Origin of the sequence: Gemmatimonas sp., from assembly GCF_031426495.1 — a bacterium.
Classification (GTDB): domain Bacteria; phylum Gemmatimonadota; class Gemmatimonadetes; order Gemmatimonadales; family Gemmatimonadaceae; genus Gemmatimonas.
The window spans coordinates 32,614-46,542 of record NZ_JANPLK010000027.1; the positions used below are offsets into that span (position 1 = coordinate 32,614).

The following is a 13,929-nucleotide window of genomic DNA, read 5'->3' on the forward strand; positions in this document are numbered from 1 at the left end:
AGCTCATACGCCGGTAGCTCCGGAAAAGGGCGGCTTCACGAAGCCGCGATCAGTGAGGTAACCGCTGATGAGGTCGCGCGGCGTGACGTCGAAGGCCGGGTTCCATACCCGAGCGCCGACGGGAAGGTCGCCGAGTTCGTCAGCGTGACGATGTTCGATCTCAATGTCGGCGCCGATAGCGGTGGCCGGATCGATGGTGCTCCAGGGTGCCGCCACGTAAAACGGAATACCATGCGCCCGCGCGGCCAGCGCTACGCCGTATGTGCCGACCTTGTTGGCGACATCGCCATTGGCCGTAATTCGGTCGGCGCCCACGATCACCAGATCGACCGCGCCGCTGCGCAGCAACGACGCCGCGGCGCCGTCGGGCAGCACGGTGACGGGAATGCCAGCCCGCTGCAACTCCCACGCAGTCAGTCGGGCCCCCTGACGCAGCGGGCGCGTTTCGTCGGCGTACACGTGCACTCGACGGCCTTGCCCGTGGGCCAGATGCACCGGTGCCAACGCGGTACCGATACCAGCGGTCGCCAACGAGCCGGCGTTGCAGTGGGTGAGCACCCGCGCACCGTCCGGAATGAGCTCGAGACCGAACCGGCCGATGGCGTCGCACATGGCCACATCCTCAGCGCGAATCGCCTCGGCGTCGGCCCGCAGTGCGCCCAACAATCCATCGTCGGACGCGCCACCGGCCACCGCCAGCAGGCGATTCACGGCCCACGACAGATTCACCGCCGTGGGGCGCGCCGCGATGAGCCGCTCCGCGTAGCCCGCCAGCACCTCCCGGGCGCGCCGACCCCGCCCTTCGCTTTCCTGCTCGAGGGCGACCACCAGCCCGATCGCGGCCGCGACGCCGATGGCGGGCGCGCCGCGAACGGCCAGAGTGCGAATGGCATCGATCACCTCATCGAGCGTGACAAGGTCCCGGATCACCTCGGCGCCGGGGAGGTGCCGTTGATCAAGAATGCGGAGCGCGCGATGGTCGGGGGACCATCCGACAGCGAGGAGGGGGAGCACGGGCCAAACGTAGCAGGCCGGAGCGTCGATGCCAGCGCCCCGTGTAGATTTGAGGTTCCCCACTTTTCACCCCGCTCCGCACCCGTCCGCCATGTCCTATCAGTTCCTGACCTTCGACGTCTCCGACCGCATCGCTACGATCACGGTCAACCGTCCGGACAAGCTGAACGCGCTCAACGATGCCACCATCGCCGAACTCGGAGTGGCCATCGATGAAGCCAACGCGCGCGACGACGTGGGCGCCGTGCTGCTCACCGGTGCTGGGCGCGCCTTCGTAGCGGGCGCGGATATCTCGGAGCTCGAAAGCCAGTCGCCGTTGGAGGCGCAGCGCCGTGCCCGGGCGGGTCAGGTGATCTTCCGTCGCTTCGAGACGAGCCCCAAGCCCACCATCGCCGCCATCAATGGATTCGCCCTCGGCGGCGGCTGTGAGCTGGCGATGGCCTGCCATATGCGCATCGCGAGCGAGAAGGCCAAGCTCGGCCAGCCCGAAGCCAAGCTGGGCATCGTGCCAGGATACGGTGGCACCCAGCGCCTGCCCCGTTTAATCGGGCGCGGCGCCGCGCTCCGCTTGCTGCTCACCGGCGATATGATCGACGCGACCGAAGCGTACCGTCTCGGACTGGTGGATCAGGTCACGACACCCGACGAACTGATCACCACCGTGCGTGCCGTGCTGACGGCGATGCTGGCCAACGCGCCGCTCGCCATCGCCGGGTGCATCGAGGCGGTGAACCGGGGACAGGACGTCCCACTTGAAGAAGGATGCACGATCGAGTCCGACTTCTTCGGCTTGCTCTCCAGCACGGCCGATATGAAGGAAGGGATGCGCGCGTTCCTCGAGAAGCGCCCTCCCCAGTTCACCGGGCGCTGATCGCCCCGCCGACGTGCTCGCCCGCCTGGTCGCCAAGGACTACCGCAATTTCACGCAGCTCGACCTCGAGGTCCCCTCGACCGGGCTCGTGATCATTGGCGAAAACGGACACGGCAAAACCAATCTGCTCGAAGCCGTCGCCTATCTCGCGTTGTTGCGGTCCTTTCGCGGGGCGCGAGATGCCGACGTGGTGCGCTTCGGTGCACCGGCGTTTCACGTGCGAGCCGAGCTCACGCACCCATCGGCGTTCAACACGGTAACCGTCGGCTTCGAGCGCAACACACGACGCAAACGGGCCACGCTCGACGGCGTGGAGCAGCCGCGTCTGACCAGTGCGCTCGGTGCGGTGCCGTCGGTGGAATTCTCGCCGGCCGATGTGGCGCTGGTGGCCGGTGGTCCCAGTGAGCGTCGGCACTATCTCGATGTGATGCTGGCGCTGTCGTCACGGGCGTACCTGCAGGCGCTGCAGTTGTATCGCGGCGCGCTGCTGCGTCGCAATGCGGCGCTTCGTACGGCGCAGCGCGACGGCGCGCGCAGCGCCGAGCACGAGGCGCGGGTGAGCGTGTGGGAACCGGCGATGGCCGAACACGGCGGCTTCGTGGCGGCCACGCGACACGCCTTCGTGCGCGACCACAGCGAGCGGTTCACACTGCTCTCGGCCGCCATTGGTGAGCGGCAAGCGGTGGTGATGAAGTACGCGGCAACCGGCGGTGAAACGCAGGACGAACAGCTCACGAGCGCCGACGCGCAGGCCGAGGCGTATCGTCGGGCCTACGCGCAGCAGCGCATGCAGGAGCTGCGTCGTGGCGTCACGTTGGTGGGGCCGCATCGCGACGATCTGCAGTTGTTGTTGGGCGGTCGCGATTTGCGCACGTTCGGATCGGCAGGACAGCAGCGGAGTGCGGCGATCGCGCTGCGTCTGCTCGAGCTGGCCACGCTGCGTGATGCGGTGGGCTATGCGCCCTTGTTGCTGCTGGATGATCCCTTCGCCGAGCTCGACCTCGGGCGGGCGGGACGCGTGCTGGCGTTGCTGGAAGATTCCGGCGCCTCGCAGGTGTTGTTGGCGGTGCCTCGTGTGGAAGACATTCCGGCGGCGTTCACGCGTCTCGAACAGCGCGCCATGTGTGACGGCCTGCTGCAACCGCTCTTGAGGCCGGCATGAGTTCCGATCCCAAAAAGCGCGCGCCCGCCAGGCTGGGCGATGTGCTCGCCTCCGTGTTGCAGCACGCCGGGCTCACCGATCGGGTGGCGCAGGCGGCGGTGATTCCGGAATGGCCGTCGCTGGTGGGAGCGCAGATCGCGACCGTGACCGAGCCATTGCTGCTGCAGCAGGACGGTACGCTGGTGGTGATGGTGAAGACGCACGCCTGGATGCAGGAGCTCACGTTCCTCGAGCCCGACCTGCTGCGGTCGTTGAACCGGGACACGTCGCGTCCCCCGGTCACCCGGCTGCGCTGGATGCTGCAGCGCTGAGCTCGCCTCGCTCGCAAGTTGTTCAACAACAACAACTTGCGGTATAACCGCCGAGTTGCTTGCGGAGGCCGGATCGAGTACATTTAGGGGTTGTGTTTGCAGGCCAGTGGAATGGCCGCAGCGGTTCATTTCTTCGGGATATCCCCACCTCATGGCGAATAGCAGCGAACAGCCCGAGAACGGGTACGGCGCAAACAGCATCACCGTTCTCAAGGGGCTCGAAGCGGTCCGCAAGCGCCCCGGCATGTACATCGGCTCCACGTCGGCGCGTGGTCTCCACCACCTCGTGTACGAAGTGGTGGACAACTCGATCGACGAAGCGTTGGCCGGCCATGCCGACCGCGTGCACGTGATCATTCACGAGGACGATTCCATTTCCGTTGAAGACAACGGCCGTGGTATTCCCGTGGACATGCACCCGGTCGAGAAGATGCCGGGTGTCGAGCTTGCCATGACCGTGCTGCACGCCGGCGGCAAGTTCGACAAGGACACGTACAAGGTGTCCGGCGGTCTGCACGGTGTCGGCGTGTCGGTGGTGAACGCGCTGTCGAAGCAGCTGAAGGTGTGGATCAAGCGCGACGGCAAGGAGCATTACATGGACTTCGAGCGTGGCATCACGCAGACGAAGCTCAAAGTGATGCGCAGTGTCGCGGCGAAGGAAACGGGCACCCGCGTGTGGTTCAAGCCTGACGCCGAGATCTTCCAGGAAACGCTGCGCTACGAGTGGGTTACCCTCGCCAGCCGTCTTCGCGAGCTCGCGTATCTGAACAAGGGCATTCAGATCACGTTGCGCGACGAGCGCCCCGACGAAATGAAGGACGGCCAGGCCCGCGAAGAAGTGTTCTTTGCGCGCGGTGGCCTCAAGGAGTTCGTCACGTATCTCATTGGCAACAAGAAGCCGCTGCACCAGGACGTGGTGTACATCGACACGACGCGCGATGATATCGGCATCGAGATGGCGCTGCAGTACAACGACAGCTACGCCGAGAACGTGTTCTCGTTCGTGAACAACATCAACACGCACGAAGGCGGCACGCACCTGACTGGCTTCAAGAGCGCGCTGACGACGGTCATCAACAAGTACATTCAGGAAAAGTCGACACTCAACAAGAAGGACAAGGAAACGCGCTTGTCCGGCGACGATGTCCGTGAAGGACTCACCGCCGTGCTGTCGGTCAAGGTGCTGGAGCCGCAGTTCGAAGGACAAACCAAGACCAAGCTCGGCAATTCAGAAGTTGAAGGCGCCGTACGTAGCGTCTTGAATGAGTTGCTCTCGCAGTACCTCGACGAGCATCCGAAGTCGGCCAACATCATCATCGACAAGGCGATGTCGGCGGCGCGGGCCCGTGAAGCGGCGCGCAAGGCGCGCGATCTCACGCGCAAGAAGTCGGCGCTCGACGTGGCCAACCTGCCCGGCAAGCTGGCCGACTGTTCGCTCTCCGACCCGGCGCTCTGCGAGATCTATCTCGTGGAAGGCGACTCGGCCGGCGGTTCGGCCAAGCAGGGGCGCAAGCGTGACTTCCAGGCGATTTTGCCGCTGCGCGGTAAGATCATCAACGTCGAGAAGGCGCGCTTCGACAAGGTGCTGAACAACGAGGAAATCCGGACGATCATCACGGCGATCGGGTCGGGCATCAAGGAAGAGTTCGACCTGTCCAAGACGCGCTACCACAAGATCATCATCATGACCGACGCCGACGTGGACGGCGCGCACATTCGTACGCTGCTGCTCACGTTCTTCTTCCGTCAGATGCCGGAGCTGATCGACGCTGGGTACATGTATATCGCGCAGCCGCCCCTGTATCGGGTGGCCAAGGGCAAGGAAGAGTACTACGCCTACACCGAGAAGGAGCGCGACGGCTATGTCGAGCGACTTGGAGGTCCCGAAGGCCGCGGCAATATCATGATCCAGCGCTACAAGGGTCTCGGTGAAATGAACCCCGAGCAGCTCTGGAAGACCACCATGGATCCGGAAACGCGCACGATGTTCCGCGTGACGATGGATGACGCCGTGCTGGCCGACCAGACGTTCCAGACGCTCATGGGCGACGAAGTGGAGCCGCGCCGGTTGTTCATCGAAACGAATGCGCGGTTCGTGAGTAACCTGGATATCTAGTACGAGTGCTGCAGCACGTCCGTACGCAAAACCCGACACTCACGAGAGTGTCGGGTTTTGCGTTTACGTCCGGTGAAGCACCCGCGTTCTTACCGCCCGAATGGATTCGAGAACCTCACATCCGTCAGGAACGTGTTGTCCGTGAGCGTCCCCAGGAACGCCACCAATGACGCCCGCTCGGCCGCCGACAGATTGAGCCGCAACGGCGGCGCATTACCCCCGCCACCGGCACGCAACCGGTTGTCGAGCCCCGGATTGTTCTGCACGCCGGTGTCGTAGAAAGCGATCACCTGCTCGAGCGTCTGGAAGCGGCCATCATGCATGTACGGCGGTCTCACGGCGATGTTGCGCAGCGACGGTGACTTGAAGCGTCCGTTCCCCGCCCCGACGTCGGTGATCGTAGCATCGAGACCGGTGTTGTGCACGCCGTCGCTGATGTGCGCGTTCGTGCCGTGACAGCGGGCGCAGCCGGCGCGGCCGTTGAAGAGATCCTGCCCAGCCAGTTCCTGCGCCGTGAAGCTCGCCGCGAAGTTCGGGACGCCGTTCACCCCGAAGGCGCGGTCGAACTTCGAGTTCACGGACACCAGCGACCGCACGAACTGCGAGAGCGCGAGACTCACGCGATCACTCGTGATGTCGCTCGTGCCAAAGGCGGCGGTAAATAGCGCCGGGTAATACGCGGTGGCCGACAACTTCGCGATCACGTTCGGGAGCGTCATGCCCATCTCGGTGGCATCCTGAATGGGCTGCAGCACCTGCGCTTCCAGATTCGCCGCGCGTTCATCCCAGAAGAACCGGGCACTCGCGTAGAAACGCGCGTTGGCCAGCCCCATGCTGTGGCGGCCGGTGAATCCGCCGGTGAATCCACGACTCAGCTTGGCCGTATCGGAGAAGGCAAACTGCTGTTGATGACACGAGCTGCACGACACGCGGTCGTTGGCCGACAGGCGACGGTCGTAGAACAACACGCGTCCGAGCGTGGCGCCGGCGTTCGTGGTGATGTTCGATGCCGGGGTGTTGTCGGCGCCAATCGGGCTCCCGGCATTCGGCGCGGCCTGCGAAAAGTGTCGCGGCAGCGGATTGCTGGCGTCAGCGTAGAGGAGTGCGGTGGCCGGCAACGTCGGCGCCGTGAGATCACCGGCGAACACGACGATCGCGAAGCTGTGCGACGCGCTGCTGCCGCTGTTATCCCGCGCGGTGATCGTCACGGTGTAGACGCCGGGGTCGGCGGCGGTGCCGGCGATACGTCCGTTCGCGGCCGACAGTCCACTCACCGCCGGCGTGAACGACACGGTGTAGGTGAGCCCCGACTTTCTCGGATCGCTGAACGCCGTGCCGCCCTTCGTCGCATCGTACGCAAACGGTACGCCGACCATCGCCGCCTGTGTCGAACTCGGCGACACCACGGTCACCGCTTCGGTGTTGGGGGTGACCGTCGGCGTGTCGATCTGCGCAGGACTGGTGGTCGCGTCACCGGCGCATGCGCCAATCGTGAGCGATACCGTGATGAGGGCAAGGATGTTGAGGTGGCGCATAGCGGAAGTCTCGGCCGTGGAGATCGTGCACTGACGTTCACATGTTGTGATCCTGAACACGGATTCCGCGCCGGGACCCTACGTGCTCACGGGTCGGACCACAAAAAAAGCGCGGGATCATGAAGATCCCGCGCCCTATCGCCCCTATCGCCCTTCGCCCGACTTACGGCGTGAGGAACACACCCTTGGCTTCGCGCGAGAGCTGCTTCGAGAAGTTCAGCGCGACGATGATCAGCGCCGCGAAGATGAACGTGAACGCGATATAGCAGACCGTGGTGACCGTCGGCTCCATGCCGCCCGTCGGGCTCGGAGTCGCGATATACATCAACAAGCCGTACAGGCCGAGAAGCGGCAGCACCGCGGCGGCGGCCACGAGACTAAGCAGACGGTTCGTCTTCGGAGCGATCATGGTATGGCGACGGGGACGCAAAGCGTCGGTGATCAAAAGGCAGCCGCTGCGCGGCTCACCTGCAAAGTATCCGGACTAGCCGTACAGTTCCACCCCCGCCTCGGTGACCCGATGCGAGATCAGGGGCAGCGGAGGTTCGGCCTCTTCGCCGATGCTGATCGATCGGCGCAGGGCTGCCAGGCCGGCGTCCACCCCGGCTCGGTCCTTGGCGAATATCGTCGCGAGGGGCTCTCCCGCCCGCACGATGTCACCGGGTCGGGCGGTGATGACGAAGCCCACGCTGTGGTCCACGCCGTCCTCGACCTTGGTGCGCTGGCCACCGAGTGCCGTGATGCCACGGCCGATAGCCTTGGGCTCCACCTGCGCGATCACACCGTCGCGGGGCGCCAGGAATAGCTCGCATTCGGCGGCCTGCGGCAAGATCGACGGATCGTCGATGACTCTGGGGTCGCCGCCCTGCGCCGCGATGATCTCCTGGAACTTGGCGGCCGCCCGTCCACTTGAAATGGCGACTTCCATGCGCCGAAGGGCGTCATCGCGGTCGGCGGCCACGCCGGCCAGCACCAGCATCTCGGCTCCGAGCGCATACGTGACTCTCATGAGGTCGGGTGGCCCCTCGCCACGGAGCGCCATGATCGACTCCTCGACCTCAAGGGCGTTGCCACAGGCCCGACCGAGCGGCCGGTCCATGGCCGTGATGAGTGCCACCACCGGGCAGCCGTGATCGGCCCCGAGCTCGATCATCGTGCGGGCCAAGTCGAGCCCGCGGTCGAGCTCCGGCAAGAAGGCGCCCGAGCCGCGTTTGACATCGAGCACGAGCCCCGTGAGGCCTTCGGCGAGCTTTTTCGACATGATGCTCGCCGAGATGAGCGGAATGCTCTCCACGGTCGCAGTGGCGTCGCGCAGGGCATACAAGCGGCGGTCGGCCGGTGCGATCTCGCGCGTCTGCCCGATCAGCGCGCAGCCGATCCGTTCCAGCTGCTCGGTGGCACGGGCCAACGACAAATCGGTACGAAAACCGGGGATCGATTCGAGCTTGTCGAGGGTACCGCCCGTATGCCCGAGTCCGCGGCCCGACATCATGGGTACCGCGACACCAAGGCAGGCAACCAACGGCGCCAAAACGAGCGACACCTTGTCGCCCACACCGCCGGTGGAATGCTTGTCGACCCGTGCCATCGTGAGATGGTTGAGATCGAGCGTCGCGCCGCTGTGCAGCATGGCATCGGTGAGCGCGCCGATCTCGTCGCGATCGAGCCCGTTGAAGTAGATGGCCATCGCCAAGGCGGCCATCTGGTAGTCTGGAACTTCGTCTGTCGCGTACTGCGACATGAGCGTGCGCCACTCGGCGGGAGTGATTCGACCGCCGTCGCGCTTTCGCTCGATCAGTGCGCGTGCCAACATAGAGTGCTCATGATGCAGCCAACCTACATCCTCGCCGTCCGCACCGCACGCCGATGGGCGATCGGACTCACCGTCGGGGCCGCATCGGTCGCGCTGCCGGGACTGCTCTTTGCTCCGCGCCTCCTCATCGCGCAGAGCGTGAGTGATCTACTCAGCGCCGGCGATCGAGAGAGCGTCGCGCGTCGACCGTCGGCCGCGCTCGGCAACTACGAGCGAGCCGTGAAAGCGGAGCCCACGTCATACGTGGCGCTTTGGAAGGCCGCGCGCGAAGCCGTAGACCTCGGCGAATTCGAGAAGAATCCCGAGACTCGTACCGCGCTGTACGCGCGCGCGACGGACTATGCACGACGGGCGGTCACGGCCAATGCGAACGATGCCGAAGGGCATTTTCAGCTGGCGCGTGCAGTGGGCCGCACCGCGCTGGCGGTGAATCCGCGCGAGCGTGTGAAGTATGCAGTCGAAGTGCGCGACGAGGCGCTGAGGGCGCTACAGCTGCACCCGAAACATCCCGGTGCGCTGCACGTGCTGGGCGTGTGGAATGCCGAGGTGATGCGACTGAACGGATTCTCGCGCGCGGTCGCCAAGGCTTTCCTGGGCGGTCAAGTGCTGGGCAGCGCGAGCTGGGCGGAAGCGATCCGGTATATGGAGCTCGCCGTGACGGCGGAACCCAATCGATTGGTGCACCATTTGGATTTGGCGCGCGTGTACCGAGACGCCGGGCGTCGGAACGAAGCGCGCGCCGCCTATCAGGCCGCACTGCGCGCTCCGCTCCAGGACGCGAACGACGATCAATACCGCAAGCAGGCCGACGAGGAGCTGAAGAAGCTCACGTAAGCCCGCGCGGCGAACTTACCACGGCGCCACGTCGCGGGCCCGGTCACGGACGCGCACGGCCGCCTTGCGACCCTCCTTCATGCCCCGACGCGCCAGACGACGCGCCGATTCGTCGGCATCATCCCACCAATTGGACAGCGTGTCGCCGCTCTGGTCGGCCAAACGACGTGCATTGCGCCGAAGTTGGCGACGCGTCTGTTCGCCAGTCGCCGGTGCCATCAGCAAGGCAGCGCCGGCACCAATCGCGGCGCCGATGAGCAGTCCCAGCCCGAGTGCGCGACCATCCATTCGATCCCGCTTGCTGCTGTTGAACATGCGACCTCCCGCGCCGGAGCGCGTGAATTATTCGGTGATTGTGTCGTGATGACGCATCTCTCCAGAAGAGATACATTCCGCATATGAGCGTCGTTCCATCCCCCACCGTACAGCGCGCCGCGGAATTGCGCGATCTGTTGGCCCGCGCGCAGCACGAGTATTACGTGCTCGACCGTCCTGTGCTCTCGGATGCCGATTACGACCGGCTGTTCCGCGAGCTACAGGCGATCGAGCAGTCGCACCCCCTACTGCGTACGGAAGATTCTCCCACGCTCCGTGTGGGTGCGCCAGTGCAAAGCGCGTTCCAGACCCATCGACACCTGGTGCGGATGCTGTCGCTGGACAACGCGTTCGACGATGCCGAGTTGCTGGCGTTCGAGCAGTCGCTCGAACGCGTGGTGGGCGCGTCGGTGCACAGAGGCGGCTATACGGTCGAGCTCAAGATCGACGGGGCAGCGATCGCGCTCACCTACCGTGATGGCGTGTTGGTGACCGGCACCACGCGTGGCGACGGGACCGAGGGCGAGGACGTGACCGTGAACATCCGCACGATACGCGGCGTGCCGCTGAGGCTGCTGGGCGACGGGTATCCGCCACTGATGGAAATACGCGGCGAGGTCTACATGCCCTTCGCCGGCTTCGAGGCCATGAACGAAACACGCGTAGCGGCCGGTGAACCGGTGTTCGTGAACCCACGCAATGCGGCCGCCGGTGCCCTGCGCCAGCTCGATCCGTCGATCACCGCACAGCGTCCGTTGCGGTTTTTCGGCTATGCCGCCGTGCTTCCCGACGGCAATGCGCCCGCGCGCACGCAGTGGGATCTACTCGAACAACTGAGCGCGTGGGGCATTCCGGTAGCGCCACACCGCGAGCGATGCCGCACGATGGCCGAGGTATCGGCGTGGGCACACATCGTCGAACATGACACGCGGGCGAAACTCGGCTTCGCGATCGACGGTGGTGTGGTGAAGGTGAACGACATGTCGTTGCAGGACGAACTCGGTGTGCGCAACGATCGCACGCCGCGCTGGGCGATTGCCCGCAAGTTCGCGCCCGACATGGCGGTCACGAAACTGATCCGCATCGACGTGAGCGTGGGACGCACGGGTGTGCTCACGCCCTTCGCCGTGTTGGAGCCGGTGGATGTGGGTGGGGCGACGGTCACGTATGCCTCGCTGCACAACGCCGACCAGATCGCGAAGAAGGATTTGCGCGACGGGGATTGGGTGCAGGTGGTACGCGCTGGCGATGTCATTCCTTACGTGCTCGGTCCGGTGCCGGAGAAACGTGACGGCAGCGAGCAGCCGTGGACCATGCCGCCGCGCTGCCCGCGCTGCGACTCCCCCACGCATCGGTACGGCGATGACGTCGCGACCTATTGCCCGAATGTCGCCTGCCCCGGACGTCAGCTCGAGGGCCTCGTACATTTCTCGAGCAAAGACGCGCTCGATATCGACGGTCTGTCGTATGCGCGCATTCAGCAGTTCCTCGAAGCGGGCTTCATCACCGACTTCGCCGATTTGTTCGGCCTCACGGTGGAGCAGCTCGTGTCACTCGAGCGCTTTGGCACGAAGAGCGCCGACAATCTGGTGGCGGCGATCGCCGCCGCAAAGCAGCAGCCGCTGTCGCGATTGCTGTTCGGACTCGGCATCCGACATGTCGGCGCCCAGGCCGCGCAGTTGCTCGCCAAGCAGTTCGGCAGCATGGACGCGATCATCTCCGCCACGCCGGAGCAGCTGGGCGCGGTGCGCGGCATCGGCGACATCATTGCCGCGTCGGTGCGGTCGTATTTCGACGATCCGACGTCGCGCGCTCTGGTGGAGCGGTTGCGCGAGCGCGGTGTGCGCTTCGACGAGCCGAACGCGGTGCAAGCCGACGGCCCACTGACCGGGGCCACCGTGGTCCTCACCGGCTCGCTGCCTTCGCTCTCCCGGACCGACGCCGCCGCCTTGGTGGAGGCGGCCGGCGGTCGGGTCACGAGTAGCGTCTCCAAGAAGACCACGTTCGTCGTGGCCGGCGAGGAAGCGGGGAGCAAGCTCGATAGGGCAGTCGAGCTGGGCATCGAGGTGATCGACGAAGCCGAGCTGATCCGACGGTTCGGGCGATGAGACCGATACGCTCCCGGCATCGTCCATCACGCCGCCCCCGCTTGACGTGACCGCTGCATTGGGCGAGCGTCACGGGAACATGAGCACTTCGCTTCCTTTCCTGACTACCCGCACCGTCACGGTGCCGGTCGAATTCTTCGACGGGCTTCGCCGGTCCACGCAGCAGGCGCATCCGGCCGTTCCGGTCGATGCCGTCCGTGACGCGGGCTATGCCGCAGGGCAGGCGCTGTTCGACCACTTCTCGGCGTGGCTGGCGGATCGCAGCGAGCATGGCCCCGACGACTTACTCGACAGCCGATTTCCGATCCTGCTTCGGGAGTACTTCTTCGAGATCGGCTGGGGGCTGGTCCACCTCTCGTCGCTGAGCGAAGCGGTGATGGTACTCGACGCGAACAACTGGGGCGAAGCGGCGGCCGAGGCCGAGGGCTGCCCGGTATCCACGGGGCTGTTCGCTGGCTTCTTCGGACGGCTAGCCGACGCCCCGATCTCGGTGCTCGAAGTCACCTCCGATTCCGCCGCCGAAGGGCAGTGCCGCTTCCTGCTTGGCTCGATCGACGTGCTCAACTACGTCTGGGAAGCGATGGAACGCGGCATCCCCTACGAGCGGGCGGCCACCAGCGCCTGAGGGCGCTGGTTACCGACGGCTCACACGTCGGGGATAAGCCCCGCGTACTTGGGGTTGGGTCGGAGTTCGCCGTCGATCAGGATTTCGCGGTCCCACGGCAAGACGATCATGCTCTGGGTCGCCAGCGCGAAGTAGTCCGGGGCGAAACTGCCGGTCTTGAAGCTGACGGCGGTGCGCACTTCCTGGGCGCCGCCGTTTCCGACCGCGGCGACCGCCAGGCGCATCGTCTGGCCGGAGTCGCAGGTCTCGTCCACGACGAGCACGCGCTTGCCCCGCACTTCGAGCGGCGCCGCGCCGAACACCGCCGGCGTGTCGCGCACCGGCGAAGCGCTGTAGCGCCGCGACACCAGAATCGAATGGAACGGCAGGTCGAGAATGGCCGCCACCGCCGCGCCTGGCACGACACCGGCCGTCGCGATACCGACGACGAGTTCCGGCGCCCACTCGCGGGCCACGCGCACGGCGAGGGCGCGGGCCAGCTCCCCGAAAAGCGGCCAATCCACGATCATCACGCCCTTGGACGGGTCAGGTGCGTACGGCTGTGGTGCGGTCATCGTGGTGCTCCGGTATGGGATCCCGCAGTGTACACCGAGTGTAGCCCCACGGGGGGAATATTCCCCCGACAACGGGTTAGGCAACTTGTTGGCAACGCGCTGTCCCGATAGCTTAGCGCATCGATCGCAGCTCTCCTTTTTTCTTTCTCCGATCCACTGCGAGCGCATGACTTGGTGGCGCCGCCTCGTGGGCGGCTCGTCCGGGCGCGATCCGCGCCACACGGACTTCCTGGCTGAAGCGCTCGATCTCGAGTCGCGCGGCGATTATGCAAATGCCCTGACGTCGTATCGTCTCGCCCTGCGCGAACGACCCGACGACCTCGGTGTTCTGCAGAATATCGCGATCGCGTTCTCGAAGACCGGGCAGCCCGAAGAGGCCATTCGGACGTATCGTCGCGCCCTGCAACTCGATGCAGAATCGCCGGGGGCCCACTACGGCCTGGCGTTTCTGCTCCTGAAGCGGGGAGACACGGCGCACGCCGCTATGCATCTCGAGTCGTTCCTCCAATTCAGTACCGAACAGGATCCGACATCCGCACGGTTCCGTGCCCACGCCGAGCGCACGCTGGCGCAGTTGCAGGGTGCCCCGGACGATTCCGACGGCCAGTATCAGGATCCATCAGCGCGCTCCGGCGATGACGATGGATCGGCCTACACGGACGAGGGCTGAC

Annotated in this window: 14 protein-coding genes; 8 read left to right on the forward strand and 6 right to left on the reverse strand. The window is 65.4% G+C overall.

What is annotated here, in order from left to right; genetic code table 11:
* Nucleotides 1-3 precede the first annotated feature (3 nt).
* Entirely contained in the window at nucleotides 4-1,014 is a 1,011-nt protein-coding gene (gene mtnA, locus RMP10_RS07665; protein ID WP_310569768.1) for an S-methyl-5-thioribose-1-phosphate isomerase, read from the reverse strand.
* Between the two features lie 91 nt (nucleotides 1,015-1,105).
* Here mtnA and RMP10_RS07670 point away from each other — a divergent pair, with 91 nt between their 5' ends.
* From RMP10_RS07670 to gyrB, 4 genes are all read left to right on the forward strand, one after another.
* On the forward strand, nucleotides 1,106-1,885 hold the full coding sequence (locus RMP10_RS07670; RefSeq protein ID WP_310569769.1) for an enoyl-CoA hydratase-related protein: 780 nt from the start codon (nucleotides 1,106-1,108) through the stop codon (nucleotides 1,883-1,885).
* Between the two features lie 13 nt (nucleotides 1,886-1,898).
* Nucleotides 1,899-3,047 (forward strand): DNA replication and repair protein RecF, encoded by a 1,149-nt coding sequence (recF, locus tag RMP10_RS07675; RefSeq protein ID WP_310569770.1) that lies wholly within the window; start codon nucleotides 1,899-1,901, stop codon nucleotides 3,045-3,047.
* Entirely contained in the window at nucleotides 3,044-3,358 is a 315-nt protein-coding gene (locus tag RMP10_RS07680) for a DUF721 domain-containing protein (RefSeq protein WP_309670570.1), read from the forward strand. The genes recF and RMP10_RS07680 overlap by 4 nt, the downstream gene beginning before the upstream one ends.
* Before the next feature lie 151 nt (nucleotides 3,359-3,509).
* Nucleotides 3,510-5,474 carry a DNA topoisomerase (ATP-hydrolyzing) subunit B gene (gyrB, locus tag RMP10_RS07685; RefSeq protein ID WP_310569771.1) on the forward strand — a complete coding sequence of 655 codons (1,965 nt, stop codon included), beginning with the start codon at nucleotides 3,510-3,512 and terminating at the stop codon, nucleotides 5,472-5,474.
* An 89-nt stretch (nucleotides 5,475-5,563) separates the two neighbouring features.
* Here the strand turns inward: gyrB and RMP10_RS07690 are convergent, their stop codons facing one another.
* The 3 genes from RMP10_RS07690 to RMP10_RS07700 all read right to left on the reverse strand — a co-directional run bounded on the left by RMP10_RS07690 (nucleotide 5,564) and on the right by RMP10_RS07700 (nucleotide 8,822).
* Nucleotides 5,564-7,009, reverse strand: coding sequence for a cytochrome c peroxidase (locus tag RMP10_RS07690; RefSeq protein ID WP_310569772.1), 1,446 nt, complete (start codon nucleotides 7,007-7,009; stop codon nucleotides 5,564-5,566).
* Nucleotides 7,010-7,172: 163 nt separating this feature from the next.
* The gene (locus tag RMP10_RS07695; RefSeq protein ID WP_310569773.1) at nucleotides 7,173-7,418 is read right to left on the reverse strand and encodes a hypothetical protein; all 246 of its coding nucleotides are present in this window, start codon (nucleotides 7,416-7,418) and stop codon (nucleotides 7,173-7,175) included.
* A gap of 75 nt (nucleotides 7,419-7,493) precedes the next feature.
* Nucleotides 7,494-8,822: a thymidine phosphorylase gene (locus RMP10_RS07700; protein ID WP_310569774.1), complete on the reverse strand. Its 1,329-nt coding sequence runs from the start codon at nucleotides 8,820-8,822 to the stop codon at nucleotides 7,494-7,496.
* A 9-nt stretch (nucleotides 8,823-8,831) separates the two neighbouring features.
* On the opposite strand from RMP10_RS07700, the gene RMP10_RS07705 reads away from it, so the two are divergent.
* The gene (locus RMP10_RS07705) at nucleotides 8,832-9,656 is read left to right on the forward strand and encodes a hypothetical protein (protein ID WP_310569775.1); all 825 of its coding nucleotides are present in this window, start codon (nucleotides 8,832-8,834) and stop codon (nucleotides 9,654-9,656) included.
* A gap of 15 nt (nucleotides 9,657-9,671) precedes the next feature.
* Here RMP10_RS07705 and RMP10_RS07710 read toward each other — a convergent pair whose 3' ends face one another.
* Nucleotides 9,672-9,971: a YtxH domain-containing protein gene (locus RMP10_RS07710; RefSeq protein WP_310569776.1), complete on the reverse strand. Its 300-nt coding sequence runs from the start codon at nucleotides 9,969-9,971 to the stop codon at nucleotides 9,672-9,674.
* Nucleotides 9,972-10,054: 83 nt separating this feature from the next.
* Here RMP10_RS07710 and ligA point away from each other — a divergent pair, with 83 nt between their 5' ends.
* Both ligA and RMP10_RS07720 read left to right on the forward strand, forming a co-directional pair.
* The gene (ligA, locus tag RMP10_RS07715) at nucleotides 10,055-12,079 is read left to right on the forward strand and encodes an NAD-dependent DNA ligase LigA (protein ID WP_310569777.1); all 2,025 of its coding nucleotides are present in this window, start codon (nucleotides 10,055-10,057) and stop codon (nucleotides 12,077-12,079) included.
* Between the two features lie 79 nt (nucleotides 12,080-12,158).
* Nucleotides 12,159-12,704, forward strand: coding sequence for a hypothetical protein (locus tag RMP10_RS07720; protein WP_310569778.1), 546 nt, complete (start codon nucleotides 12,159-12,161; stop codon nucleotides 12,702-12,704).
* A gap of 20 nt (nucleotides 12,705-12,724) precedes the next feature.
* Here the strand turns inward: RMP10_RS07720 and RMP10_RS07725 are convergent, their stop codons facing one another.
* Nucleotides 12,725-13,258 (reverse strand): phosphoribosyltransferase family protein, encoded by a 534-nt coding sequence (locus RMP10_RS07725; protein ID WP_310569779.1) that lies wholly within the window; start codon nucleotides 13,256-13,258, stop codon nucleotides 12,725-12,727.
* Nucleotides 13,259-13,424: 166 nt separating this feature from the next.
* Here RMP10_RS07725 and RMP10_RS07730 point away from each other — a divergent pair, with 166 nt between their 5' ends.
* Complete coding sequence (locus RMP10_RS07730; RefSeq protein ID WP_309669293.1) at nucleotides 13,425-13,928, forward strand: tetratricopeptide repeat protein; 504 nt, start codon at nucleotides 13,425-13,427, stop codon at nucleotides 13,926-13,928.
* The last annotated feature ends 1 nt before the right edge of the window (nucleotide 13,929 follow it).

Excerpts from the sequence above, each read along its gene's own strand:
- RMP10_RS07695 (WP_310569773.1), bottom strand. The coding sequence starts at position 7,418 with ATGATCGCTCCGAAGACGAACCGTCTGCTTAGTCTCGTGGCCGCCGCC.
- RMP10_RS07690 (WP_310569772.1), bottom strand. The coding sequence starts at position 7,009 with ATGCGCCACCTCAACATCCTTGCCCTCATCACGGTATCGCTCACGATT.
- RMP10_RS07720 (WP_310569778.1), top strand. The coding sequence starts at position 12,159 with ATGAGCACTTCGCTTCCTTTCCTGACTACCCGCACCGTCACGGTGCCG.
- RMP10_RS07670 (WP_310569769.1), top strand. The coding sequence starts at position 1,106 with ATGTCCTATCAGTTCCTGACCTTCGACGTCTCCGACCGCATCGCTACG.
- RMP10_RS07725 (WP_310569779.1), bottom strand. The coding sequence starts at position 13,258 with ATGACCGCACCACAGCCGTACGCACCTGACCCGTCCAAGGGCGTGATG.
- RMP10_RS07680 (WP_309670570.1), top strand. The coding sequence starts at position 3,044 with ATGAGTTCCGATCCCAAAAAGCGCGCGCCCGCCAGGCTGGGCGATGTG.
- ligA (WP_310569777.1), top strand. The coding sequence starts at position 10,055 with ATGAGCGTCGTTCCATCCCCCACCGTACAGCGCGCCGCGGAATTGCGC.
- RMP10_RS07710 (WP_310569776.1), bottom strand. The coding sequence starts at position 9,971 with ATGTTCAACAGCAGCAAGCGGGATCGAATGGATGGTCGCGCACTCGGG.
- RMP10_RS07700 (WP_310569774.1), bottom strand. The coding sequence starts at position 8,822 with ATGTTGGCACGCGCACTGATCGAGCGAAAGCGCGACGGCGGTCGAATC.
- RMP10_RS07730 (WP_309669293.1), top strand. The coding sequence starts at position 13,425 with ATGACTTGGTGGCGCCGCCTCGTGGGCGGCTCGTCCGGGCGCGATCCG.
- RMP10_RS07705 (WP_310569775.1), top strand. The coding sequence starts at position 8,832 with ATGATGCAGCCAACCTACATCCTCGCCGTCCGCACCGCACGCCGATGG.
- gyrB (WP_310569771.1), top strand. The coding sequence starts at position 3,510 with ATGGCGAATAGCAGCGAACAGCCCGAGAACGGGTACGGCGCAAACAGC.